This window comes from Amycolatopsis sp. lyj-346 (assembly GCF_046548975.1).
In the GTDB taxonomy this organism is placed as follows: Bacteria; Actinomycetota; Actinomycetes; order Mycobacteriales; family Pseudonocardiaceae; genus Amycolatopsis.
The window spans coordinates 126,834-149,826 of the sequence record NZ_JAJPWT010000004.1; the positions used below are offsets into that span (position 1 = coordinate 126,834).

Sequence of the window (22,993 nt, forward strand, 5' to 3'; positions counted from 1 at the left end):
ATGAACAGCCGGGCCGGGACGCGCACCCCGACGGCGCGTCCCGGCCCGGTCCCCACCCAGGAGATGTCAGTCATGAGTGAGCCCATTCTCGAGATCAAGGGCCTGAACAAGAGCTTCGGGCCGGTCCACGTCCTCCACGACGTGGACTTCGACGTGCGTGCGGGCGAAGTGACCGCCCTGGTCGGCGACAACGGCGCCGGCAAGTCGACGCTCGTCAAGTGCATCGCCGGCATTCACCCGTACGACTCGGGGGCCGTGCGGTTCAACGGCGAGGACACCCACATCCGCGGCCCGCGCGACGCCGCGGACCTCGGCATCGAGGTCGTCTACCAGGACCTCGCGCTCGCCGACAACCTGGACATCGTCCAGAACATGTTCCTCGGCCGCGAGCGCGGCAGCTCGTGGAAGCTCGACGAAGCCAGCATGGAGAAGGCCGCCCGCGAGACGCTGGCCTCCCTGTCGGTCCGGACCGTGAAGTCCGTCCGCACGCCGGTCTCCTCGCTGTCCGGTGGCCAGCGGCAGACCGTCGCCATCGCGAAGTCGGTGCTGTGGAACAGCAAGGTCGTCGTGCTCGACGAGCCGACCGCCGCCCTCGGTGTCGCGCAGACCCGGCAGGTGCTCGACCTGGTCCGCCGGCTCGCCGAGCAGGGCCTCGGGGTCGTGCTGATCAGCCACAACATGGCCGACGTGTTCGAGGTCGCCGACCGCATCGCGGTGCTCTACCTCGGCCGGCTCGTCGCCGAGGTGCACACGAAGGACGTCTCCCACGGCCAGGTCGTGGAGCTGATCACCGCGGGTCGCTCCGGTGACCTCGGCCTGGCCCGGCCCGAAGCCGTGGTCCTGTGAGCGGGAAGAAAGAACCGGAAATGACTGAAACCCCTGCCAAGCACGAGGTCGACACCCCGGCCGCGGAAGCTCTCGCGCAGACCCAGAACCCCACCGGGGCGATCTCCGACTTCGGCATCGACACGACATCGATGTCAACCGGCGAAGCGATCCGCGACTACTTCGCCCGCCTGCGCGCCGGTGAACTCGGCGCGCTGCCGTCGCTGTTCGGCCTGCTCGTGCTCGTCATCCTGTTCAGCGCGCTGTCGGACAACTTCTTCACGCTGGCCAACGTCGCCAACGTGTTCCCGCAGGGCGCGGGCGTCATCATCATCGCGATGGGCATCGTCTTCGTGCTGCTGCTCGGCGAGATCGACCTCGCCGCGGGTGTGGCCTCCGGTGTCGCCGCGTCCGTGATGGCCCTGCACTACGTGCACACCGGGAACCTGCTGGGCAGCCTGGGAACCGGCGTGTTCATCACGTTCATCGGCGTCCTCGCCGTGGCCATGCTGCTGTCGGCCTACCAGCGGATCTGGGCGGGTGCCGGGCTTTCGCTGCTCGGCCTGCTGATCGTCGCGATCGGCGTCCCGGCCAACGCCTGGCTCGAGATCCTGCTGGCCATCTGCGTCGGCACCGCGATCGGCTGCATCACCGGCTTCCTCGTGTCGAAGATCGGCATGCCGTCCTTCGTCGTGACGCTGGCGCTGTTCATCGTGTGGCAGGGCGTCCTGCTGCAGTTCATCGGTGAGGGCGGCACGATCGGCATCAGCAACTCGGACATCCTGTACAAGATCGCCAACGGCAACCTGAACATCCTGGGCAGCTGGATCTTCTTCCTCGTCGCCGCCGGCGGGTTCGCGGTGATCACGCTGACCAGCCACTTCAAGCGGCTCCAGCGCGGCCTGGTCGTCCAGCCGACGGCGCTGGTGGTGGTCAAGGTCGGCTTGCTCGTCGTGCTGTCGGCGGTGGGCACCTGGCTGCTGACGATCAACCGCTCGCCGAACAAGGCGGTCGTCACGATCGAGGGCGTCCCGTACGTCATCCCGATCATCCTGGTGCTGCTCGTGGCCGGGACCTACGTGCTCAACCGGACCAAGTACGGCCGGTACGTCTACGCGGTCGGCGGCAACAAGGAAGCCGCCCGCCGCGCCGGTATCGACGTGCCGAAGATCCGGGCGAGCGTGTTCGTCATCGGCTCGGCGGTCGCGGCCATCGGCGGCATCGTCGCCGCGTCGAAGGTCGGCTCGGTCAGCCCGCAGTCCGGTGGCCTCAACACGCTGCTGTTCGCGGTCGGTTCGGCCGTCATCGGCGGTACGTCGCTGTTCGGCGGCAAGGGCCGGGTGTCCGACGCCGTGGTCGGCGGGCTCGTGATCGCCGTCGTGATCAACGGCCTCGGCCTGCTCAAGCAGCCGGCCGCGGTGGTCAACATCATCACCGGCCTGGTCCTGCTGCTCGCCGCCACGGTCGACGCGCTGTCCCGGCGCCGCGCGGCTGCGTCGGCGCGCTGAACCAGCATGGAATGATAAAGCCCGTGACCAGCACACCCGTTGCTCGACCGGACGAGGTGCGCCGGCACAACCGCACGACCCTGCTCCGCCTGCTGCACGTCGGCGGGCCGAGCACCCGGGCGACCCTGGCCACCCAGCTGGGGCTCAACCGGAGCACGATCAAGACCCTCGTCGACGGGCTCGCCGAAGCCGGCGTCGTCGAGGAAAAGGTGCCGAGGCCGGGACGAGGGGCGGGCCGCCCCTCGCTCCTGGTCCTGCCCCAGCCGCACGCGGCGGTCGTGCTCGCGGTCGACCTGCAGGTCGAGCACGTCGCGATCGCGCTGGTCGGGCTCGGCGGGCAGATCCTGGGCCGCAACAGCTGGAACCTGCGCGGCCGGATGGGGCAGCCCGAAGAGGTCATCACCCACATCATCGAGTCGACGGCCATCCTGGCCGGCGACCTGGACGTGACCCCGGTGGCGGCCGGGGTGTCGGTGCCCGGCGTCGTCCGGCGGGCCGACGGGCACGTGCACGAGGCGCCGAACCTGCGCTGGACCGACGTCGCGCTCGGCGAACGGCTCGGCGGGGTGCTGCAGATCCCGATCCTGGTCGGCAACGACGCCGAGTTCGGCGCGGTCGCCGAGCACCTGCGCGGGGCGGCTCGCGGCGCGTCCGACGTGGTGTACATCTCGGCGGACGTCGGGGTCGGCGGCGGCGTCATCGCCCAAGGCTCGGCGCTGCGCGGCGGCTCGGGCTACGTCGGCGAGATCGGGCACATGGTCATCCGCCCGGACGGGCGTCCCTGCTACTGCGGCAGCAGCGGCTGCTGGGAGACCGAAGTCGGCGAGGCGGCGCTGTGCCGGGCGCTCGGGCTGGCCGAGGACACCCCGCGCGGGGCGATCCTGTTCGAGCTGCGCGAGCTGGGCCGCGACCCGGAGGCCGCGCTGACCCGGCTCGAGGAGTTCGCCGAGTGGCTGACCCTGGGGCTGATCAACGTCGTCAACCTGCTCGGACCGCAGCTGGTGATCCTCGGTGACCTGCTGACGGTGCTGCCGGAGGCGGTGCTGCGGCACGTCGGCACCGAGGTGCGCCGGCGCAGCCTGGTGAGCCGGGCGGTCGGGGGCACGCGGATCGTCAGCTCGGCGCTGGGGGCCGACGGGAAGCTGCTCGGCGCCGCCGAGGTGGCGTTCGAAGTCGTGCTGGACTCTGTCTGATTTTCTGTCCGGTTCCGTGTCCGAAATCGCCGCTTTTCGCGGCCGAACCGTGATTTCCGCCACGCCGTAACCGTTATTCGGCTCCGGCCGGGGCGGCTGATTTTCGCTCTGCAAGATGCAGAAAGGCGGCCGGTGCCTGTGCACACCGGCCGCCTTTCGCGTCTGGAGGGTTACCGCTGGATGTCGGCGGACAGTTCCTTGAGCTTGGCCTCGTGCTCGCGGGCGTGGTGCCCGCAGAAGAGCAGTTCGCCACCCCCGGAGAGGATGGCTCGTACCTGAGCTGCTGCTCCGCACCGGTCACAGCGGTCGGCGGCGGTCAGTTCGGGGCGGGTGAGCGTCGGCGATGTCATGGGGGTCTCCCTCCGTCCCGGCACCGGTCGCCCGGTGCCATCGATCCAGCTACGCCCACTTCGGGACTGATGCCGGTGGCGGCGATCGCCTCCGGCTCCGCGTGTTCGTGCTTCCACTGTTCCAGACGTTTCGCGGCTCGCAAGTGTTCCCGCGCCGGTGGGACCTGAGTCACGCCGATTTACCCCGGATGCCGTAACGAAGTCCCGCATTCCAGGAGACGATTACCCGGAGAGTTACGTTTTCGGTGGTCAGGCACCATGGGCCGGTGAGTACGGTGACTTCCCCGCGACGGCTTTCCGCGGTGCCCGCTCCGCTCTTGTTCGTTCTCAGCGGAATTTCGATGTACGCCGGAGCGGCGGTGGCGGTCGAGCTTTTCGGCCACGCGACCCCGGCGGGCGTGGCCTGGCTCCGCTGCCTGGGCGCGGCGGTGGTCCTGCTGGCCTGGCGCCGCCCGGGCCGCGCGGCCTGGCGCGGCCGCCGGCTGTGGCTGGCGATCGTGTTCGGCGTGGTGACGGCGGGCATGAACGTGCTGTTCTACGAGGCGATCGCCCGCCTGCCCCTGGGCACGGCGGTGGCGATGGAGTTCGCGGGCCCGGTGGTGGTGGCGGCCCTGGGCTCCCGCACGGTCCGCGACGTCCTGGCCTTGCTCCTGGTGGCGGCGGGCGTGGTGGCGATCGCGGACGTCCGCCTCGGCGGAAGTTTCTGGGGAGTGGTGTTCGCGTCGGGTGCGGCTTTGGCCTGGGCGGGGTACATCCTCCTCGGCAAGAGGGTCGCCACGGACGGCGACGGCATCGACAGCCTGGCCATCGGTTTCGCGGCCGGGACGCTCTTGCTGGCGCCGTTGGCGCTGGGAACGGGCGAGGTGTGGTCTTCGCCGAAGTTGCTGCTGCTGGGGGTCGGGGTGGGGGTGCTGTCGACGGTGGTGCCGTACGCCCTGGACCAGGTGGTGCTGCGCCGGCTGGGCCAGGCCCGGTTCGCCACGTTGCTGGCGTTGCTCCCGGTGACGGCGGGCGTGATGGGATTCGCGCTGCTGGGGCAGGTGCCGAGCGTTCCGGAGGCGGTGGGGACGCTGGCCGTGGTGGCGGGGGTGGCGTTGCGGAGTCGTGAGGGGGCGGTGGAGCCGCCGGGGTGAGCTGGAGGGCTGGATTGGGGGCTTGAGTGCCCTTAGGTGGCTTCTGAGCTTCTGAGCTTCTGAGCTTCTGGCGCTCCTGGTGACTCTGGTGCTTCCGGTGGCTCTGGTGGCGCCGTGCTGGCGCCCAGAGGCCCCGGGTGCGGCGGCTCGCGGTGAGTTGCCCACAAGTCGGCCGGGCTGTGGACAACCGGCCTCCGAGGAGCACTTCGGGGCAGTTTCCGTCGGTCGCCCCCGATACGCTGAAGCGGGGCGGATCCCCCGGGAGGGTGGGCCCCTGCGCTGGGCGAGTGGCGAGCAGGTCGGCGGCCGCCCCAGCCGGGTGAGGTCGGCCTCAGGCAGCCTCGTACCGGCCCCTTTCGCCGATGTTCCCGATCTCGCCGACCCGCTCGAGCCGACCGGTCTGGGTCGCCTCGACCTCGCCGACCCGCTCAAGCCGACCCTCCGGGGCCAAGCCGTGCGGTGCCGAGCCGACTTCGCCGACCCACGTGGGACGCGCTGTGCCGGCTGGCCGCCCAGTCCGACCCATCCGGGGCTGAGCTGTGCCGGGCCGGCTCGACCTCGCCAACCCGTCTGAGCCGAGCTGCCCAGGCCGTGCCGGGCCGCCCCGACCATCCACGCCAAGCCAGCCACACCCGACCGGCCCCCTGGCCGGGTGTCAGGGTCGGATCGTGGTGGCCTGCGCCGCGCCTGCCCGGGATACTTACCCCGGGCGGCAGGAAGCGGGTGGCCATGACCAAGGCGGCGTCGGCTGCGGCGAAGGACTTCGCCGCGGCCGGAGTGGGTGGGGTTCACCTTGCCTGGGCGGACAACAACGGCATTCCGCGCTCGCGGATCGTGCCCGTGGCCGGGCTTGCCGATGCCGCCGTGCGTGGGGTCGGGGCGACCTCGCTCTTCGCCGTCTTCGACACCCACGATGGCATCACCTTCGCGCACCCCGGCCTCGGCACGCCCTCCGGTGACGTCCGGCTCGTGCCCGTCGTCGAGCGGCTGCGGCGGCTTGCCGGGCAGCCCGCGCTGGCCTGGGCGCCCGTGCGGCAGCTCACCCGGGACGGCGATCCCTGGCCCTACTGCCAGCGCGCCGTCCTCGAAGCGCAGGTTGCCGAAGGGGCTCGGCGCGGGCTCGACTTCCGGGCCGGCTACGAGCTGGAGTTCGCCGTCGCTCCCGCCGGCAGCGTCGACGTCCTGACCGCTCCCGGGCACCCCGGGCCCGCCTACAGCCCGCACGCCCTCGTCGGGCTCGACGGCTTCATCGCCGCCCTCCTGCACGACTTCGCGGCCAACGGCCTGCAGATCGGCCAGCTCCACGCCGAGTACGGCGTCGCGCAGCTCGAACTGTCGCTGGCCGCGACCGATCCGGTCTCCGCCGCCGACGACCAGCTGCTCGCCCGGCAGACCATCCACGCCGCCGCGCGCGTGCACGGTCTCGCCGTCAGCTTCGCCCCGCTCGTCGGCCTCGGCGCCGCCGGCAACGGGTGGCACCTGCACACCTCGGTCCGCCGCAGGGGGCGCAACCTGCTCGACGGGACCGGCCGGCCGGACGGCGACGGGGCCGGCTACCTCGCCGGGCTGCTGCGCGACCTGCCGGCCCTGACCGCGATCACCGCGCCGAGCGTCCCCTCGACGCTGCGGCTGCGGCCCGGCTACTTCGCCGGCGCGTACGCGTTCTGGGGCGTCGAGAACCGGGAGGCGCCGCTGCGGTACGTCCCCGGTTCGGCGCTGCTGGGCGCCGACCACGCGAACGTCGAGCTCAAGACGTCCGACGCCTCGGCCAACCCGTACCTCGCGCTGGCCGCGGTGCTCGCCGCCGGGATGGCCGGTATCGAGGACGCGCCCGCGCTGCCCGAGCCGATCGGCGAAGACCCGGGCGGCTGGACGGACGAAGAACGCGAGACCCGCGAGGTACGCCGGCTGCCGGCGAGCCCCGCCGAACAGGACGCCGCGCTCGTGGCGTCGCCGCGGATCGCCGGTGTGCTCGGTGATGAGCTGCTGGGCGCCTTCCGTGCCGTGCGGGCCGCCGACGCGGCGTGGGCGGCCGACCGCACGGCCGACGAGATCGTCGCCGCCCACCTTTGGCGCTACTGAGCGCCTTATTCTGGTCAGGACGGCGCTACGGACCGCAGGCCGCCCGCCTGCGGTGACACTCGCGCCGGCCGACGGCCGAACAAGGTTCTGAGGGGACCGATGACTTCCGGGATCGACGGCGGACAGCTCGACCTGTCCGGGGTGCGGTGGCTGCCGGGCGGCGCCCGGCTGGCCGCGGTGGCCCAGGCGGAGCTGCCCCAGAAGGACGGCCTGGCCGCGGCGTTCTGCGGGCTCGCCGCGCTGCGGGCAGCCGGGCTCGACGTGGCCGATCAGGACGCCGTCGCGGCGGCCGCGGGCACGGTACGGGGGCCGGTCGTGCGGCCGCCGGGGGAGCCGGGCCGCCGCGGCTTCCGGCTGCCGCTGCCGGTCGTCGACGACCCGGCCGCGGCCGGCACGCGGGTTTCCGGGCTGGCGGCGGCCGTCGGATCGCTGTCGCGGGGTGCCCTCGCGGCGGTGCCGGTGACGGGGGAGTGGACCACCGGGCCGCTGTTCGACCTGCTCGTCGGGCTGTGGGACGTCCCGCGCGTCGCGGTGCTCGCCCGGATCGACGGTGCCGAGCTCGGCGCGCACGACACCCCGGAACGCGCGCTGCTCGACTACCTCGACACCGGCATCCCACCACTGTGGACGTCCCGCTGGCGCCCGCCCGGCGGCCACTTCGTGCTCGTGGCGGGCATCCGCATCGGCGCCGAGGGCACCCTGTTGTCCGTTGTGGACACTTATCCGTCCCTCGGCGACAACGGCCGCCACGACCAGCCGGTCGAATGGGTGACGGCGGCGCTGGCCGGGCTCGGTGTTCTCGTGGTCGTCGACGCCGGCCAAGCCGGCGTGGTGCGCGGGGCGGCCCACACCGCCGGTCTCACTCCGTCCTTTTGGGACTGACCGGCGTCCTGGCCGCGAAGCGGGAGTGACGGCGGCCGTAGGCGAAGTAGATCACCAGGCCGATCGCCAGCCACGCGGCGAACCGGATCCACGTCAGCACGTTCAGGTTCAGCATCAGGTACAGGCACGCCAGCGCGGCCACGACCGGGACCGCCGGGGAGAACGGCACCTTGAACGGCCGGTCGAGGCCGGGACGGCGGCGGCGCAGCACCGGGACCGCCACGGCCACGATGATCATCGCCGACAGCGCGCCGATGCTCACCATGTCGGCCAGCTCCGAAATCGGGACGAACGCGGCCAGCACGGCGATCAGGGCGGCGCCGCCGATGGTCATCCGGTGCGGGGTGCCCCAGCGCGGGTGCGCGGTCCCGAGCGCCTTCGGCAGCAGCCCGTCGCGGCCCATCGCGAACCCGATCCGCCCGATCGTGACCAGCTCGACCATCATCACCGACGTCAGCCCGGTGACCGCGCCGAGGGAGATCAGCGCGCCCACCCAGTGCTGGCCGACCCGGTCGAACGCGTCGGCCAGCGGGGCGCCCGTGTCGATGTCGGTGAACGGGACCATGCCGGTCAGCACGATCGAGACGCCGATGTAGAGCAGCGCGCACACACCCAGCGCGCCGAGGATGCCGACACGCAGGTCCTTGCGCGGGTTCAGCGTCTCCTCGCCGAGGTTCGCGAGCGCTTCGAAGCCGGTGTAGGCGAAGAACACCACGGCGGCCGCGGTGATCATCCCGGCGAGGCCGTAGACGGACTGTTCCAGCCCCAGCGCCGCCTGGACCACCGGTTGCTCCAGCACCGTCGCGCCGGCTTCGGGCGCCCGCGCCGGCGGGATGAACGGCGTCAGGTTCGCGCCCTTGACGAAGAACAGCCCGACCGCGAGCACCAGTACGCACACCGCGACCTTCACGCACACCAGCAGGTTGGTCAGCCGGGCGGATTCCTTGATGCCCAGCACGGCGACGACGGTCAGCACGGCGATGACGAGCACCGCGCCGATGTTGACCTTCGCGTCTTCGCCGAACCAATCAGGTGACAGCCCGAGCAGGTTCGCCAGGTACCCCGACCAGCCGCGCGACACCACGGCGGCGCCGAGCGCGAACTCCAGCAGCAGGTCCCAGCCGATGATCCAGGCGAACACCTCGCCGAGGGTCGCGAAGGCGTAGGTGTAAGCGCTTCCCGCCGTCGGGATGCTGGAGGCGAGTTCGGCGTAACACAGCGCCGCGAGCCCGGCGACGACCGCGCCGAGCACGAACGACAGCGTCACGGCGGGCCCCGCGTGCGTCTTCGCCTCGACACCCGCCAAGGTGAAGATGCCGGTGCCGATGATGATCCCCACGCCGAACCCGACCAGGTCGCGCCCGCGCAGCCGCCGTTTGAGCTCCCCGGAGTCCTGGCGGTCCAGGACCTCGTCCACGTTCAGCGTTCGCCGCTCACCCATGAGGAGAAGTTAAAAGGTCACGGCCCCTCGCGCAGATCGGCCGCGGTCAGGCCGTTCTCCTGGGCGAGGATCGCGGCCTGCACGCGGGAGCGCAGGCCGAGCTTGGCCAGCACGCGCGAGACGTGGGTCTTCACCGTCGCCTCGCCGATGTACAGCCGGGCACCGATCTGGGCGTTGGACAGGCCGGCGCCGAGGCAGCCGAGCACCTCGCGTTCGCGGTCGGTGAGGTCGCCGAGGCCGTGCGGGAGGGGGGCCTGCTCCGGTGCGGCCGCGGCGAACGCGGTGATCAGCCGCCGCGTGACCTGCGGGGCGAGCACGCCGTCACCGGCCGCGACGAGTTTCACGGCTTCGATCAGCCGGGGCGCTTCGACCGATTTGAGCAGGAATCCGGCGGCTCCGGCCCGCAGCGCGCCGTGCACGTACTCGTCGAGGTCGAACGTGGTCAGCACGAGCACCTGCGTGAGCCCCGCGGCCACCAGTTCCCGGGTGGCGGCGATGCCGTCGGTGCCCGGCATCCGGACGTCCATCAGGGTGACGTCCGGCCGCAGCGCTCGCGCCTGCCGGACGGCGGCGGCACCGTCGGCGGCCTCGCCGACGACTTCGATGCCGTCGGCGTGCCCGAGGATGGTCGTGAGGCCGAACCGGATGGCGCTGTGGTCGTCGGCGACCAGGACGCGGACCGTCACAGCGGCCTCCGGGGGTTCCGGGTGGCGGAGCCCCCGGCCCGGGGCGAAGGCCCGGTTGTCACAGTCACAGCGGCCCGCCGATCGGGAGTTCCGCGCGGACCAGCCAGCCGTCGCCGGCCGGGCCCGCGGTGAGCTCGCCGCCCACCGCGCCGGCGCGTTCGCGCATGTTCAGCAGGCCCGTTCCGCCGCCGGTCGCGGGATGCGGGCCGCGGGTGTCGTTGCGGACCTCCACCGCGAGGACGCCGCCGAGGCAGTGGACGGCGATGTCCACCCGCCCGCCCGGGGCGTGCTTGACGGCGTTGGTCAGGGCCTCCTGCGCGATCCGGTACGCGGTCAGGTCGATCGCCGCCGGCAGCGGCACCCGGAAGTCCACTGTGGAATCGACGTGCACCTCCAGCCCGCCGGCCCTGGCCGACTCCACCAGCTTGGCCAGGTCCGCGAGCCGGGCGGGCGCGGTCGTCTCCGCGTCCCCGCCGTCGGCCTTGAGCAGCCCGATCATCGCGCGCATCTCCTCCAGGGCACCGACACTGTTCTCGCGCACCGACTCCAGCACCGCCTTCGCCAGTTTCGGGTCCGCCAGCGACAGCGCCGCCTCCGACTGGATGGCGATGGCCGAAAGGTGCCCGGCGATCACGTCGTGCAGGTCGCGGGCCATCCGCCCGCGTTCGGCGGCGATCGCCGCCCGCCGGTCCAGTTCCGCGATCTTCGCCAGCTGCCCGGCGTTGGCGCGCTCGGCCTCGGCGACGTCGCGTTGCTGGCGGACGTTCGCCGCCCACCACACCGGCGTGATGACGAACGGCAGCACGCCCACCGCGGCCAGCACCGCCGTCCGCCACTCCTGCGCGACGACCAGCACCGCGGCGAGCACGCCCACCGCCGAGAACGCGGCGAGCCCGATCATCACCCGGCTGGAGCGGCGGGAGCCGTAGAGCGTCGCCGCGTACAGGAAGTCGGTGTAGATGATCATGACCGGCAGTGACGGGCTGAGCCAGACGTCCACCGCGAGCACCGCCGTGGCCAGGACGAGCGCGACCGGCACCCGGCGGCGGAGCAGTTCGAGCCCGCACAACGCGGCCAGCTCCAGCAGCCGGACCCCCAGCGGCGCGTGGTCGTAACCGGTCACGAGCCGGTGGGCGCCGGTCGTGTAGACGAGGAACCCGAGCAGCCAGGTGGCCAGCGCGATCAGGCCGTCCTGCTGCCACACCGGGAGCGAGCGCAGGCGGGGCAGGGGCACCCGGTCATCCCAGCACACCGCGCGCCGGGCCCGCGTCCGACGAAGTGATGACGCCGGGTCCGCCCCTTCGCCGACGCGGCCGGGCGCGCCGGCACGCGAGCGTGGCGGGGTGGAAGAGATCGGGAAGTTTCTCGCGGAGAACCCGATGGCCGCCGTCATCGCAGCGGGCGAGATCGGGTTCTGGGTGTTCATCGCGGCCGGGCTCGCGGTGCGGTACGTGCTGCGTGCCCGGCGGGCGTCGGCGGTGCTGCTGGCCATGGTGCCGCTGGTCGACGTCGTGGTGCTGGTGGCGACCGTGCTCGACCTGTCCGCCGGGGGCAAGCCGGGGTTCACGCACGGCCTCGCCGCCGTCTACCTCGGCTTCAGCGTGGTGTTCGGGCCGAGCATGGTCCGGTGGGCCGACGAGCGGTTTGCGCACCGGTTCGCCGGCGGGCCGCCGCCACCGCCGAAGCGGCAGGGGCGGGAGAGGGCGCGGTACGAGTGGCGGGAGTGGGGCAAGTGCCTGCTGGCCTGCGGGCTCGCGGCGGTGGCCCTGCTGGCGGCGATCTTCGCGATCGGCGAGCCGGAGCGGGTCGCGCCGCTGTGGGAGTGGTTCTCGCGGCTGGGCACGGTCTCGACGATCTGGCTGTTCACCGGGCCGGTGTGGCAGGAGCTGTTCGGCACGAAGGAGGAGGTGCGGCCGTGATCGAGCTGCTCGGGATCCTGCTGGTGGTGCAGGGCGGGGGCGGGTTGCTCAACCGCCTGCTCGGGGCGCACTCGCCGAGCTGGTTCGTCCAGCTGCACGTGCTGCCGCCTTCGCTGCACGTCGTGGCCAGCGTGGTGATGGTGCTCGCCGGGGCGGCGGTGCTGGCCGGGACCCGGAAGCGCCGGGGGTGAGGGCGGCGGGAGCGGCTGGGGGTCGCTCCCGCCGCCGGGGTGACGTCGGCCGCGCAGATGGCGGGAACGGCCGGGCACCGGAATGCTGGTGCCGTGCCCGATGAGATCCCCGCCCGCGCCGCCGCCCTGCACGAGCTTGCCGACCTGCACGGTGTGGCCACCCGCTACCAGAACGCCGATCGGGTCTGGGTCGACGTGGACGACGAGGTCGTCGTCGCCGTTCTCGGGCAGTTCGGGGTCGATGCCACCAGTGACCAGGCCATCGCCGCCGCTCTGCGCGCGGCGCAAGAAGCTCCTGCCGCGCTGCCGCCGACCATCGTCGTGCGGGAAGGCACCCGGCGGGCACTGGGGGTCGATGCCGAAGTCGTCCTCGAGGACGGGACGCGGCGGCAGGTCGGGGGCGACCTGCCCGCGGACCTGCCGCTCGGGTGGCACCGGGTGGTCGCGGGCGACCAGGAGGCCGTGCTGGCCGTGGTACCGGCGAAACTGCCGCAGGTCCGGCCCGCCTGGGGGTGGATGCTGCAGCTCTACTCCCTGCACTCGGCCGGCTCGTGGGGCATCGGCGACTACGCCGACCTCGCCACCTTCGCCGCCCGGTCGGCCGCCGAACTGGACGCCGGTGTCCTGCTGGTGAACCCGGTGCAGGCGATCAGCCCCGCCCACCCGATCGAACGGTCGCCGTACTCGCCCGCCAGCCGCCGGTTCGCCAACCCCGGCTACCTGCGCGTCACCGCCACCGAGACGTTCGAGCGGGCCGACGCCGCCACCCGGGCGGCCGTCGAGTCACTGGCCCCGGACCGCGAAGGGGAGCTGATCGACTACGACGCCGTCTGGACGGCCAAGCGCGCCGCCCTCGAGCTGCTGTGGCCGCACCGGGTCGAACCGGTGCCCGAGGACGGCGATCTGCCGGCCTTCGCGCTGTTCTGCGCACTCGCCGAGAAGCACGGCGGGGACTGGCGGGACTGGCCGGAGCCCCTGCGCGACCCGGCCGGGCCGGCCACCGCGAAGGCACGCGACGAGCTCCAGGAGCGCGTCGCGTTCCACGCGTGGCTCCAGCACCTCTGCCGGGTCCAGCTGGAAGCGGCGCGGCAAGCCGCGCGCGAGGCCGGGATGACCGTCGGGATCGTGCACGACCTGCCGGTCGGCGTGCACCCGGGCGGGGCCGACACCTGGGCCGTCCGTGACGTCTTCGCCGCCGACGTGCGGGTCGGTGCGCCGCCGGACGCGTTCAACCAGCAAGGGCAGGACTGGAACCTGCCGCCGTGGCGGCCGGACAAGCTGGCCGAGGCCGGGTACGCGCCGTTCCGGGACGTCATCCGGGGTGTCCTCCGCTACGCCGACGGCATCCGCGTCGACCACATCGCCGGCCTGTGGCGGCTGTGGTGGATCCCGCCGGGCGAGCCCGCGCACCGCGGGACGTACGTCCACTACGACGCCGAGGCGATGGTCGGCGTGCTCGCGCTCGAAGCGCACCGCGCCGGCGCCGTCGTGGTGGGGGAGGACCTCGGCACCGTCGAGGAGGTCGTCACCGACACCATGCACGAACGGGGGATGCTCAGCTCGGCCGTGCTGTGGTTCGAACGCGACTGGGACGCGCCCGGCCAGCCGTTCACGCGGCCGGGCAGCTGGGATCCCGACGCGATGGCCAGCATCTCCACGCACGACCTGCCGACGGTCGCAGGCTGGCTGAAGAGCGAGCACGTCCGGGTCCGGGCCGAGCTCGGCCTGCTGGACCGCGGGGTCGAGGCGGAGGAAGAAGCGGCCGCCGAGGAGCGCAAGGCGCTGCTGGAACTCGTTGCGCGCGAAGGGATCCCGGACGACGACCCGGTCGTCGCGCTGCACACGCTGCTGGCGTCGGCCGCCTCGCGGCTGGTGCTGACCTCGCCGGCCGACGTCGCGGGCCAGGTGCGGCAGCCGAATCTGCCCGGAACCGTCGACCAGTACCCTAACTGGCGGATTCGCCTTCCCGTCAGCGTAGACGGCTTCTTCACCGCGAAGGGGGTCCGCGCCGCGGTCGCACCGCTGGCGGCGGCCCGGCCGCTGCCCCGGTAACGACCACTTCGCGGAGCACGACCCCGGTGGTACGCGTCCGCGGACGCCACCGGCACGACCCAAGCTCGAGGAGAAACCCAGTGCGGCCCTGGCCCGGAACGCCCTACCCGCTCGGCGCCACCTACGACGGAGTCGGGACGAACTTCGCCCTGTTCTCCGAGGTGGCCGAGCGCGTCGAACTGTGCCTGTTCGACGCCGAGGGCAAGGAGACGCGCTACGCGCTCGAAGAGGTCGACGGCTTCGTCCACCACGGCTACCTGCTCAACGTCGGGCCCGGGCAGCGCTACGGGTACCGCGTGCACGGCCCGTACGACCCGAAGCGCGGCCTGCGCTGCAACCCGAACAAGCTGCTCATCGACCCGTACGCGAAGGCCGTCTCACACGGCGTGAAGTGGGACGAATCCCTGTTCGGCTACCAGTTCGGCAACCCGGACGAGCGCAACGACGACGATTCCGCCGGCCGCGTGCCGTATTCGCTGGTGGCGAACCCGTTCTTCGACTGGGGCAACGACCGGCAGCCGAAGCGGCCGTACAGCGAGACGGTCATCTACGAGGCCCACGTCAAGGGCATGACCGTGCATCACCCGTTCGTGCCTGAAGCACTGCGGGGCACGTACGCCGGGCTCGCGCACCCCGCCGTCGTCGAGCACCTGCAGAAGCTCGGCGTGACCGCGGTGGAGCTGCTGCCGGTGCACCAGTTCGTCACCGACCACGGCCTGGACGGGAAAGGCCTGACGAACTACTGGGGCTACAACACGATCGGGTACTTCGCGCCCCACGACTCCTACTCGGCGATGCCCGGCGAGGGCGGGCAGGTCCAGGAGTTCAAGGGCATGGTCAAGGCCTTCCACGAGGCCGGGATCGAAGTCATCCTCGACGTGGTTTACAACCACACCGCCGAGGGCAACCACCTCGGGCCGACCCTGTCGATGCGCGGCATCGACAACGAGGCCTACTACCGCCTGGTCGAGGGGGAGCCCGAGTACTACATGGACTACACCGGCACCGGGAACTCGCTGAACGTGCGCAACCCGCACACCCTGCAGCTGATCATGGATTCGCTGCGGTACTGGGTGACGGAGATGCACGTCGACGGCTTCCGGTTCGACCTCGCTTCGGCGCTGGCCCGGGAGTTCTACGACGTCGACCGGCTGTCGACGTTCTTCGACCTGGTGCAGCAGGACCCGATCGTCAGCCAGGTGAAGCTGATCGCCGAGCCGTGGGACGTCGGCCCCGGTGGCTACCAGGTCGGCAACTTCCCGCCGCTGTGGACGGAGTGGAACGGGCAGTACCGCGACACCGTCCGGGACTTCTGGCGCGGCGAGCCCTCGACGCTCGGGGAGTTCGCCTCGCGGATCACCGGTTCGTCGGACCTCTACCAGGACGACGGCCGCCGCCCGTTCGCGTCGATCAACTTCGTCACCGCGCACGACGGCTTCACGCTGCGGGACCTGGTGTCCTACAACGAAAAGCACAACGAAGCCAACGGCGAGGACGGCCGCGACGGCGCCGACGACAACCGGTCGTGGAACTGCGGCGTCGAAGGCGAGACCGACGACCCCGAGGTCCTCGAACTGCGCGTCCGGCAGCAGCGCAACATGCTGGCCACGCTGATGCTGTCCCAGGGCGTCCCGATGATCCTGCACGGCGACGAGTTCGGCCGCACCCAGCAGGGCAACAACAACGTCTACTGCCAGGACTCGGAACTGTCCTGGATGGACTGGGAACTCGCCAAGGAGAACGCCGACCTGGTCAAGTTCACCGGCGGCCTGGGCGCGCTCCGGCACCGGCACCCGGTGTTCCGCCGCCGCCGCTTCTTCCAGGGCGGTCCGGTCGGCAAGGGCGACAAGCTCGGCGACATCGCCTGGTTCACCCCGGCCGGCGAGGAGATGACCGAGCAGAACTGGGACGACGGCTTCGGCAAGGCGGTCGTCGTCTTCCTCAACGGCAAGGCGATCCCCGACCTCGACCAGCGCGGCATGAAGGTCGAGGACGACTCGTTCCTGCTCGCCTTCAACGCCCACTACGAGGACATCGACGCCACGCTCCCGGGCAACGGCTACGGGGAGAGCTGGACCGTCGTGGTCGACACCGCGACCGGGGAGGTGGAACCCGCCGACGCGAAGCCGGTCGAAGGCGGGGGCCGGCTCACCCTTCCCGCCCGGTCCCTGATCGTGCTGCAACGGACGGAGACGGAATCCGCATGACGGTCCCGGAGTCGACCTACCGGGTGCAGCTGCGCCCGGAGTTCACCTTCGCCGACGCGGCCGGCATCGCCGGCTACCTGCGCGACCTCGGCATCGGCGCGCTGTACGCGTCGCCGGTGCTGGACGCGACACCCGGCTCGACCCACGGCTACGACGTCGTCGACCCGACGCGCGCGCGGCCCGCGCTCGGCGGGGAGGCGGCGCGCCAGGAGCTCTCCGCGCTGCTCAAGGAGCTCGGGCTGGGCCTGGTGGTCGACATCGTGCCGAACCACATGTCGGTCGAGGTGCCGAAGGCGAACCCCTGGTGGTGGGACGTGCTGAAGCACGGCCGCGACTCCGAGTACGCGTCCTTCTTCGACGTCGACTGGGACCGCGGCCCGCTCCTGCTGCCGGTCCTCGGCGACGATGAAGCCGTCGCCGAGCTGTCGGTCGAGGGGGACGAGCTCGTCTACCACGACCACCGCTTCCCGCTCGCGCCCGGCACGGAAACCGGGACGGCGCAAGAGGTCCACGAGCGCCAGCACTACCGCCTGGCCGACTGGCGCCGCGGCAACGCCGAACTGAACTACCGCCGCTTCTTCGACATCACGAACCTGGCCGCGGTCCGCGTCGAAGACCCCACGGTGTTCGCCGCGACGCACGGCGAGGTGCTGCGCTGGGTCGCCGACGGCGACGTCACCGGCCTGCGCGTCGACCACCCGGACGGCCTGGCCGACCCGGGCGGCTACTTCCGGCGGCTGCGGGAGAACGCGCCGGACGCGTGGATCGTGGCCGAGAAGATCCTGCACCCGGGCGAGCCGCTGCCGCAGAGCTGGCCGGTCGACGGCACCACCGGCTACGACGCCCTGCGCGAGATCGCCGGCGTCTTCGTCGACCCGGCGGGCGAACCCGGCTTCACCGCGCTGGCGAACGAGCTGGGCGTGAAGACCGGCTACCACCGCGTCGAGGCCGAGGCCCGGCGCCTGGTCACCGACCGCATCCTGGTCGCCGAGGTGCGGCGGATCGCCGCGCTGCTGCCCGGCATCGACCCCGACCAGGCCCGGCAGGCGGTGGCCGAGACCATGATCGCCTTCCCGGTGTACCGCTCCTACCTTCCCGAGGGCGGCGCGCACTGGGCGGCGGCGATCGACGGGGCCCGCCGAGCGCGGCCCGACCTCGCCGACGCGTTGATCGTCCTCGACGCCTCCGTGCGCAAGAACCCCGAGAGCGAGCCGGCCACCCGGCTCCAGCAGACGTCCGGCATGGTCGTCGCGAAGGGTACCGAGGACACGACGTTCTACCGCTACACCCGCTTCGCCGCGCTCAACGAGGTCGGCGGCAACCCGGACCGGTTCGGCCTGGACGTCGAGGAGTTCCACCGCCTGGCCGCCGCGCGCGAGGCCGGCCACCCCGCGGCGATGACGACGCTGACCACGCACGACACCAAGCGTTCGGAGGACACCCGCGCCCGGATGGCGGTGCTGGCCGAGGTGCCCGGCGAGTTCGCCGGTGCCGTCCGGCGGTGGACCGCCCGGCGCGGGATCGACGAGCCGTCGCTGAACCTGCTGGCCTGGCAGACGCTGGTGGCGACCTGGCCGATCGAGCCGTCGCGGCTGCGGGACTACCTCGACAAGGCGGCCAAGGAAGCCAAGCTCCGGACCAGCTGGACCGACCACGACGAGGCCTTCGAAGCCGACGTCGCCGCCTGGCCCGAGGACGTCCTGAACGACACCGAGCTGGCCGCGGACGTCGAGGCGTTCGTCCGGCGCATCGAGGGGCCCGGCTACGCGAACTCGCTCGGCCAGAAGCTCGTCCAGCTGACCGCGCCCGGCGTCCCGGACGTCTACCAGGGCACCGAGCTGTGGGACTTCTCGCTGGTCGACCCGGACAACCGCCGCCCGGTCGACTACGCCGTCCGGCGCGAAATCCTGGCCCGGATCACCGAAGGCGAGCAGCCGGGGATCGACGCGTCGGGTGCGGCGAAGCTGCTGGTCGTGCACAAGGCCCTGCGGCTGCGGCGGGAGCACCCGGCGCTGTTCCGCGGCTACCGGCCGCTGCGGGCCGAGGGCCCGGCCGCCGAGCACGTCCTGGCCTACACCCGGAGCCCGGACCTCGCCGTGGCGGTGACCCGGCTGCCCCTCGGTCTCGAAGCCGGCGGCGGCTGGCGCGACACGGTCCTCCCGCTGCCCGGCGGCGTCTGGACCGACGTCCTGACCGGCCGGGACGCGAGTTCGGGCCTGGCCACCCTGTTCGACCGTTACCCCGTCGCGTTGCTGGTGCGAGGAGACGCATGAAGTTCAGCGTGTGGGCCCCGGCGGCCCGCCGGGTCCGGGTGAGCGTCGACGAAGGCGTGCACGAAATGACCGAGGGCGACGGCGGCTGGTGGCACGCCGACGCCGACGGCATCAACTACGCCTTCCTCCTGGACGACGAGAAGCCGCTGCCCGACCCGCGGTCCCGGTGGCAGCCGCACGGCGTCCACGCGGAGTCGCGCGTCTACGACCACGGCGAGTTCGCCTGGACCGACGACGCCTGGACCGGGCGCCAGCTGCCCGGCGCCGTCCTCTACGAACTCCACGTCGGCACCTTCACCGAGGGCGGCACCTTCGACGCGGCGATCGAGCGGCTCGGCCACCTCGTCGACCTCGGCATCACGCACGTCGAGCTGCTGCCGGTCAACGCCTTCGACGGGACCGCGGGCTGGGGCTACGACGGCGTCCTCTGGGGCGCGGTCCACGAGCCCTACGGCGGGCCGGACGGGCTCAAGCGGTTCGTCGACGCCGCCCACGCCCGCGGCCTGGCCGTCGTGCTCGACGTCGTCTACAACCACCTCGGCCCGTCGGGCGCCTACCTGGACAAGTTCGGGCCGTACTTCGCCGGCCAGAACGACTGGGGGCCGGGCCTCAACCTCGACGGACCCGGCTCCGACGAGGTCCGCCGGTACGTGATCGACAACGCGCTGAGCTGGCTGCGCGACTTCCACCTCGACGGGCTGCGCCTGGACGCGGTGCACGCGCTGCTCGACCGGCGGGCCGTCCACCTGCTCGAACAGCTCGCCACCGAGGTCGACGCGCTGTCGGCGGCCCTCAACCGGCCGCTGAGCCTGATCGCCGAATCCGACCTCAACGACCCGCGGCTGGTCACGCCCCGTGAGCGGGGCGGCTACGGCCTGCACGCCCAGTGGTCGGACGACCTGCACCACGCCCTGCACGTCAAGCTCACCGGCGAGACGACGGGGTACTACACCGACTTCGCGGCGCCGGACGCGCTCGAGCGGGTGCTGCGCGAGGTGTTCTTCCACGCGGGCACCTGGTCGTCGTTCCGGGAGCGGACCCACGGCCGCCCGGTCGACACGCGGACCGTGCCCGGCCACCGCTTCCTCGGCTACCTGCAGAACCACGACCAGATCGGCAACCGCGCGACCGGCGACCGGCTGTCCGCGACGGTCTCCCCGGGCCGGCTGGCGTGCGGCGCGGCGATCCTGTTCTGCTCGCCGTACACGCCGATGGTGTTCATGGGGGAGGAGTGGGCGGCGAGCACGCCGTGGCAGTTCTTCGCGTCGTTCCCGGACCCGGAGCTGGCCGAGGCCGTCCGCACGGGCCGCCGTCGCGAGTTCTCCCGGCACGGCTGGGGCGAATCGGACGTGCCCGACCCGATGGACCCGGCCACGGTCGAGCGTTCACGGCTCGATTGGGCCGAGCCGGAACGGCCCGGTCACCGGGAGGTGCTGGAGCTCTACCGTGCGTTGATCCGGCTGCGCCGGCAGCGGCCCGAGCTGGCCGGCCCGTGGGTCGCGGACCTGCGCGTCGACTCCGCGCCGGACGGGTCGTGGCTCGTGCTGCACCGCGGCGGGCTGCGGCTGGCCGTCAACTTCGGTGTCGGCCCGGTGACGCTGCCGCTCGGGGCGACCGTGTCGCTGCTCACCTGGGGAGAGGCCACCGTGGACGGTGGGGCCGCCCACCTGCCGCCGGACACGTTCGTCCTGGCCGAGACAACACCCTGACGGCGGTTGCCTCCGGGTAACTCCTCTGTCATGGCGCGCACGGACCACCGCTTGTCTGGGACGATTCAGGAATGGCCACACGACCCTCCGCCGATCACGTCCTCGCCGGCCGCCCCTTTCCGCTCGGAGCCCACCCGGAGGCCGGCGGGGTGCGGTTCGCGATCACGTCCGCCGTCGCGGACGCCGTCGACCTGTGCCTGGTCGACGCCGACGGATCGGAACGCCGGATCGCGCTGACCGAGCGCACCTTCGGCGTCTGGCACGGCCTGGTCCCCGGCGTGACGCCGGGGCAGCGGTACGGCTACCGGATCCACGGCCCGTACGACCCGGCCCGCGGCCTCCGGTGCAACCCGCACAAGCTGCTGCTCGACCCCTACGCCCGGCAGATCACCGGCGGGCTCACCGACCTGCGGGCCGCCCAGGGCTTCACCGGCGACCCGGAACGCGGCCCCATGTCCACTGTGGACTCCCTGGGCAGCGTGCCGCTGTCGGTGGTCACCTCGCCGGGCGGGCCGGACACCGGGATCAAGCCGGAGGTGCCGTTCGAGGAGGCGGTGGTCTACGAACTGCACGTCAAGGGCTTCACCCAGCGGCACCCGTTCATCCCGGAGGCGCTGCGGGGCACCTACCTCGGCCTGGCCCACCCGGTGTCGATCGAGTACCTGACCCGCCTCGGCGTCACCTCGGTCGAGCTGCTGCCGGTGCACTCCTTCCTCGACGAGCCGTCGCTGATCAGGGCCGGACGGCACAACTACTGGGGTTACTCGCCGCTCGGCTTCTTCGCCCCGCACGCCGCCTACGCCAGCGAACCGGGTCACGAGGTCGAGGAGTTCCGGCTCATGGTGGCCGCCCTGCACGCGGCCGGCATCGAGGTGATCCTCGACGTCGTGTTCAACCACACCTGCGAGGGCGGGCCGGACGGGCCGACGCTGAGCTTCCGCGGGCTGAACGCGCCGGTGTACTACCTGCACACCGACCGCGGCCACATGGCCGACATCACCGGCTGCGGCAACACCCTGGAAGCCGGCTCGCCGACGGTGGTGCGGCTGGTGACCGACTCGCTGCGGTACTGGACGCAGGAGATGGGCGTCGACGGCTTCCGGTTCGACCTCGCCAGCACCCTCGGGCGGCCGCGCGGCGGCGCGTTCGACCCGGCGTCGACGCTGCTCACCGCGATCACCACCGATCCGGTCCTCTCGCGCTGCAAGCTGATCGCCGAGCCCTGGGACGCCACCGGCGAGGGCTACCGCGTCGGCGGCTTCGGCGCCCAGTGGGCGGAGTGGAACGGCCGCTACCGCGACACCGTGCGCGACTTCTGGCGCGGCGCGACCGGCGTCCGCGACCTCGCCTACCGGCTGTCCGGTTCGTCGGACCTGTACGACCACAACCTGCGGCGGCCGTGGCAGTCGATCAACTTCGTCACCGCGCACGACGGCTTCACGCTGCGGGACCTGGTGTCCTACAACGAAAAGCACAACGAGGCCAACGGCGAGGACAACCGCGACGGCGGCAACGACAACCGCTCGTGGAACCACGGCGCCGAGGGCGACGCGGCCGATCCGGGGATCCGGGAGCTGCGGGCCCGGCAGGTCCGGAACATGTTCGCGACGCTGCTGCTGTCCACCGGCACGCCGATGCTCACCATGGGCGACGAGTTCTGGCGGACCCAGCACGGCAACAACAACGCGTACTGCCTCGACGACGAGACGTCGTGGTTCGACTGGACACCGGAGGACCCCGAGGCCGAGACCATGCTGGCCTTCGCCCGCCGGGTCGTGCGGCTGCGCGCGAGCAGCCCGGCGCTGCGGCAGCCGGAGTTCTTCGAAGGCCGGACGACGCCGACCGGCAAGCCGGACCTGGTCTGGTTCCGCCCGGACGGGGAGGAGTTCGGCGAAAGCGACTGGTTCGAGGACCGCCACACGCTCGGGATGTGGATCGACGGCTCGAACAGCCAGGCGCGCAACCGCGAAGGCGAGCTGGTGTCCGACCACTCGTGGCTGCTGTGGCTGCACGCCGGCGACGGCCCGGCCGAAGTCGTCCTGCCGGGACGCGAGTACGGCGAGACGTTCAAGCCGACCCTCGACACGAGCACCGCGGACGGCAGCCCGGCCAACCCGGGCACCCTCGAAGCCAAGAGCCGCGTGACGCTGCAGTCCCGCTCCCTGCTCCTGCTGCGCGCCCCCCGCCTGGCCGCCGAACCCCAGCCCGAACCCTACTGACGCGTACCCGGCGGGTCGGCTCGCGTACCGGGGGAGTCGGTTCGCGTACCTGGAGGGTCGGACGGTGAACCGACCCTCCAGGTACGCCGGCCGACTCCCCCGGTACGCGAACCGTCCGTTGGGGTACGGGTTTTGGCCGTTCGGGTTCGCGTGTTGGCCGGGGCGGGACGCGCGGCGGGTGCTCGCCCGGTCGTAACCTGCCGGACACGCGCCCGGAACTCGTTGCGCCGGAAGCGTTTCATTTGATCCAGTTTGGGTACAGGGATAAAGAACCCTGCCTCGTGGGCGCTTGATCGAGTCAGGCAGACTGTCGCCGTCTGCGT

General features: G+C 72.2%; 17 protein-coding genes. 13 read left to right on the top strand and 4 right to left on the bottom strand.

Features of this window, described 5'->3' with window-relative positions:
• Nucleotides 1-72: 72 nt before the first annotated feature.
• Genes ACLJQE_RS15570 through ACLJQE_RS15580 form a run of 3 tightly spaced genes read left to right on the top strand, consistent with a single transcriptional unit; the run spans nucleotide 73 to nucleotide 3,526 of the window.
• Nucleotides 73-846, top strand: a complete 774-nt coding sequence (locus tag ACLJQE_RS15570) for an ATP-binding cassette domain-containing protein (protein WP_285989855.1) — start codon at nucleotides 73-75, stop codon at nucleotides 844-846.
• Nucleotides 847-866: 20 nt separating this feature from the next.
• On the top strand, nucleotides 867-2,333 hold the full coding sequence (locus ACLJQE_RS15575; protein WP_410639924.1) for a sugar ABC transporter permease: 1,467 nt from the start codon (nucleotides 867-869) through the stop codon (nucleotides 2,331-2,333).
• An 11-nt stretch (nucleotides 2,334-2,344) separates the two neighbouring features.
• Nucleotides 2,345-3,526, top strand: a complete 1,182-nt coding sequence (locus ACLJQE_RS15580; RefSeq protein WP_410639925.1) for an ROK family protein — start codon at nucleotides 2,345-2,347, stop codon at nucleotides 3,524-3,526.
• Nucleotides 3,527-3,696: 170 nt separating this feature from the next.
• Here ACLJQE_RS15580 and ACLJQE_RS15585 read toward each other — a convergent pair whose 3' ends face one another.
• Nucleotides 3,697-3,876 carry a hypothetical protein gene (locus ACLJQE_RS15585; protein ID WP_086674396.1) on the bottom strand — a complete coding sequence of 60 codons (180 nt, stop codon included), beginning with the start codon at nucleotides 3,874-3,876 and terminating at the stop codon, nucleotides 3,697-3,699.
• Between the two features lie 341 nt (nucleotides 3,877-4,217).
• Between ACLJQE_RS15585 and ACLJQE_RS15590 the strand changes: the two genes are divergently transcribed.
• The 3 genes from ACLJQE_RS15590 (at nucleotide 4,218) to ACLJQE_RS15600 (ending at nucleotide 7,973) form a co-directional block, all read left to right on the top strand.
• Complete coding sequence (locus ACLJQE_RS15590) at nucleotides 4,218-5,009, top strand: EamA family transporter (RefSeq protein WP_410640306.1); 792 nt, start codon at nucleotides 4,218-4,220, stop codon at nucleotides 5,007-5,009.
• 729 nt (nucleotides 5,010-5,738) lie between these two features.
• A complete protein-coding gene (locus tag ACLJQE_RS15595; protein WP_410639926.1) occupies nucleotides 5,739-7,091 on the top strand; it encodes a glutamine synthetase in 1,353 nt (450 codons plus the stop codon).
• A gap of 99 nt (nucleotides 7,092-7,190) precedes the next feature.
• Nucleotides 7,191-7,973 carry a DUF6885 family protein gene (locus ACLJQE_RS15600; protein WP_410639927.1) on the top strand — a complete coding sequence of 261 codons (783 nt, stop codon included), beginning with the start codon at nucleotides 7,191-7,193 and terminating at the stop codon, nucleotides 7,971-7,973.
• Here ACLJQE_RS15600 and ACLJQE_RS15605 read toward each other — a convergent pair.
• From ACLJQE_RS15605 to ACLJQE_RS15615, 3 genes are all read right to left on the bottom strand, one after another.
• Nucleotides 7,951-9,414 (bottom strand): amino acid permease, encoded by a 1,464-nt coding sequence (locus ACLJQE_RS15605; RefSeq protein WP_410639928.1) that lies wholly within the window; start codon nucleotides 9,412-9,414, stop codon nucleotides 7,951-7,953. The two genes, ACLJQE_RS15600 and ACLJQE_RS15605, sit on opposite strands and share 23 nt — an antisense overlap.
• A 17-nt stretch (nucleotides 9,415-9,431) precedes the next feature.
• Nucleotides 9,432-10,100, bottom strand: a complete 669-nt coding sequence (locus ACLJQE_RS15610) for a response regulator (RefSeq protein ID WP_410639929.1) — start codon at nucleotides 10,098-10,100, stop codon at nucleotides 9,432-9,434.
• A gap of 64 nt (nucleotides 10,101-10,164) precedes the next feature.
• Nucleotides 10,165-11,334 (bottom strand): sensor histidine kinase, encoded by a 1,170-nt coding sequence (locus ACLJQE_RS15615; RefSeq protein ID WP_410639930.1) that lies wholly within the window; start codon nucleotides 11,332-11,334, stop codon nucleotides 10,165-10,167.
• 145 nt (nucleotides 11,335-11,479) lie between these two features.
• Between ACLJQE_RS15615 and ACLJQE_RS15620 the strand changes: the two genes are divergently transcribed.
• The 7 genes from ACLJQE_RS15620 to glgX (ACLJQE_RS15650) all read left to right on the top strand — a co-directional run bounded on the left by ACLJQE_RS15620 (nucleotide 11,480) and on the right by glgX (ACLJQE_RS15650) (nucleotide 22,670).
• The gene (locus tag ACLJQE_RS15620) at nucleotides 11,480-12,019 is read left to right on the top strand and encodes a hypothetical protein (protein ID WP_410639931.1); all 540 of its coding nucleotides are present in this window, start codon (nucleotides 11,480-11,482) and stop codon (nucleotides 12,017-12,019) included.
• Nucleotides 12,016-12,210 (top strand): hypothetical protein, encoded by a 195-nt coding sequence (locus ACLJQE_RS15625; protein WP_410639932.1) that lies wholly within the window; start codon nucleotides 12,016-12,018, stop codon nucleotides 12,208-12,210. The genes ACLJQE_RS15620 and ACLJQE_RS15625 overlap by 4 nt, the downstream gene beginning before the upstream one ends.
• 93 nt (nucleotides 12,211-12,303) lie before the next feature.
• Nucleotides 12,304-14,262, top strand: coding sequence for a 4-alpha-glucanotransferase (malQ, locus tag ACLJQE_RS15630; protein ID WP_410639933.1), 1,959 nt, complete (start codon nucleotides 12,304-12,306; stop codon nucleotides 14,260-14,262).
• Nucleotides 14,263-14,342: 80 nt separating this feature from the next.
• Nucleotides 14,343-16,469, top strand: coding sequence for a glycogen debranching protein GlgX (gene glgX, locus ACLJQE_RS15635; protein ID WP_410639934.1), 2,127 nt, complete (start codon nucleotides 14,343-14,345; stop codon nucleotides 16,467-16,469).
• Nucleotides 16,466-18,742, top strand: a complete 2,277-nt coding sequence (gene treY / locus ACLJQE_RS15640; protein WP_410639935.1) for a malto-oligosyltrehalose synthase — start codon at nucleotides 16,466-16,468, stop codon at nucleotides 18,740-18,742. The genes glgX (ACLJQE_RS15635) and treY overlap by 4 nt, the downstream gene beginning before the upstream one ends.
• The gene (treZ, locus tag ACLJQE_RS15645) at nucleotides 18,739-20,451 is read left to right on the top strand and encodes a malto-oligosyltrehalose trehalohydrolase (protein ID WP_410639936.1); all 1,713 of its coding nucleotides are present in this window, start codon (nucleotides 18,739-18,741) and stop codon (nucleotides 20,449-20,451) included. The genes treY and treZ overlap by 4 nt, the downstream gene beginning before the upstream one ends.
• Before the next feature lie 71 nt (nucleotides 20,452-20,522).
• Nucleotides 20,523-22,670, top strand: a complete 2,148-nt coding sequence (gene glgX / locus ACLJQE_RS15650; RefSeq protein WP_410639937.1) for a glycogen debranching protein GlgX — start codon at nucleotides 20,523-20,525, stop codon at nucleotides 22,668-22,670.
• Nucleotides 22,671-22,993 lie beyond the last annotated feature (323 nt).

Bases quoted from the DNA above. Each gene is read 5' to 3' on its own strand.
- treY (WP_410639935.1), top strand. From the start codon at position 16,466: ATGACGGTCCCGGAGTCGACCTACCGGGTGCAGCTGCGCCCGGAGTTC.
- ACLJQE_RS15605 (WP_410639928.1), bottom strand. From the start codon at position 9,414: ATGGGTGAGCGGCGAACGCTGAACGTGGACGAGGTCCTGGACCGCCAG.
- ACLJQE_RS15590 (WP_410640306.1), top strand. From the start codon at position 4,218: ATGTACGCCGGAGCGGCGGTGGCGGTCGAGCTTTTCGGCCACGCGACC.
- ACLJQE_RS15620 (WP_410639931.1), top strand. From the start codon at position 11,480: ATGGCCGCCGTCATCGCAGCGGGCGAGATCGGGTTCTGGGTGTTCATC.
- treZ (WP_410639936.1), top strand. From the start codon at position 18,739: ATGAAGTTCAGCGTGTGGGCCCCGGCGGCCCGCCGGGTCCGGGTGAGC.
- ACLJQE_RS15575 (WP_410639924.1), top strand. From the start codon at position 867: ATGACTGAAACCCCTGCCAAGCACGAGGTCGACACCCCGGCCGCGGAA.
- ACLJQE_RS15580 (WP_410639925.1), top strand. From the start codon at position 2,345: ATGATAAAGCCCGTGACCAGCACACCCGTTGCTCGACCGGACGAGGTG.
- ACLJQE_RS15600 (WP_410639927.1), top strand. From the start codon at position 7,191: ATGACTTCCGGGATCGACGGCGGACAGCTCGACCTGTCCGGGGTGCGG.
- ACLJQE_RS15570 (WP_285989855.1), top strand. From the start codon at position 73: ATGAGTGAGCCCATTCTCGAGATCAAGGGCCTGAACAAGAGCTTCGGG.
- ACLJQE_RS15585 (WP_086674396.1), bottom strand. From the start codon at position 3,876: ATGACATCGCCGACGCTCACCCGCCCCGAACTGACCGCCGCCGACCGC.
- glgX (WP_410639937.1), top strand. From the start codon at position 20,523: ATGGCCACACGACCCTCCGCCGATCACGTCCTCGCCGGCCGCCCCTTT.
- ACLJQE_RS15595 (WP_410639926.1), top strand. From the start codon at position 5,739: ATGACCAAGGCGGCGTCGGCTGCGGCGAAGGACTTCGCCGCGGCCGGA.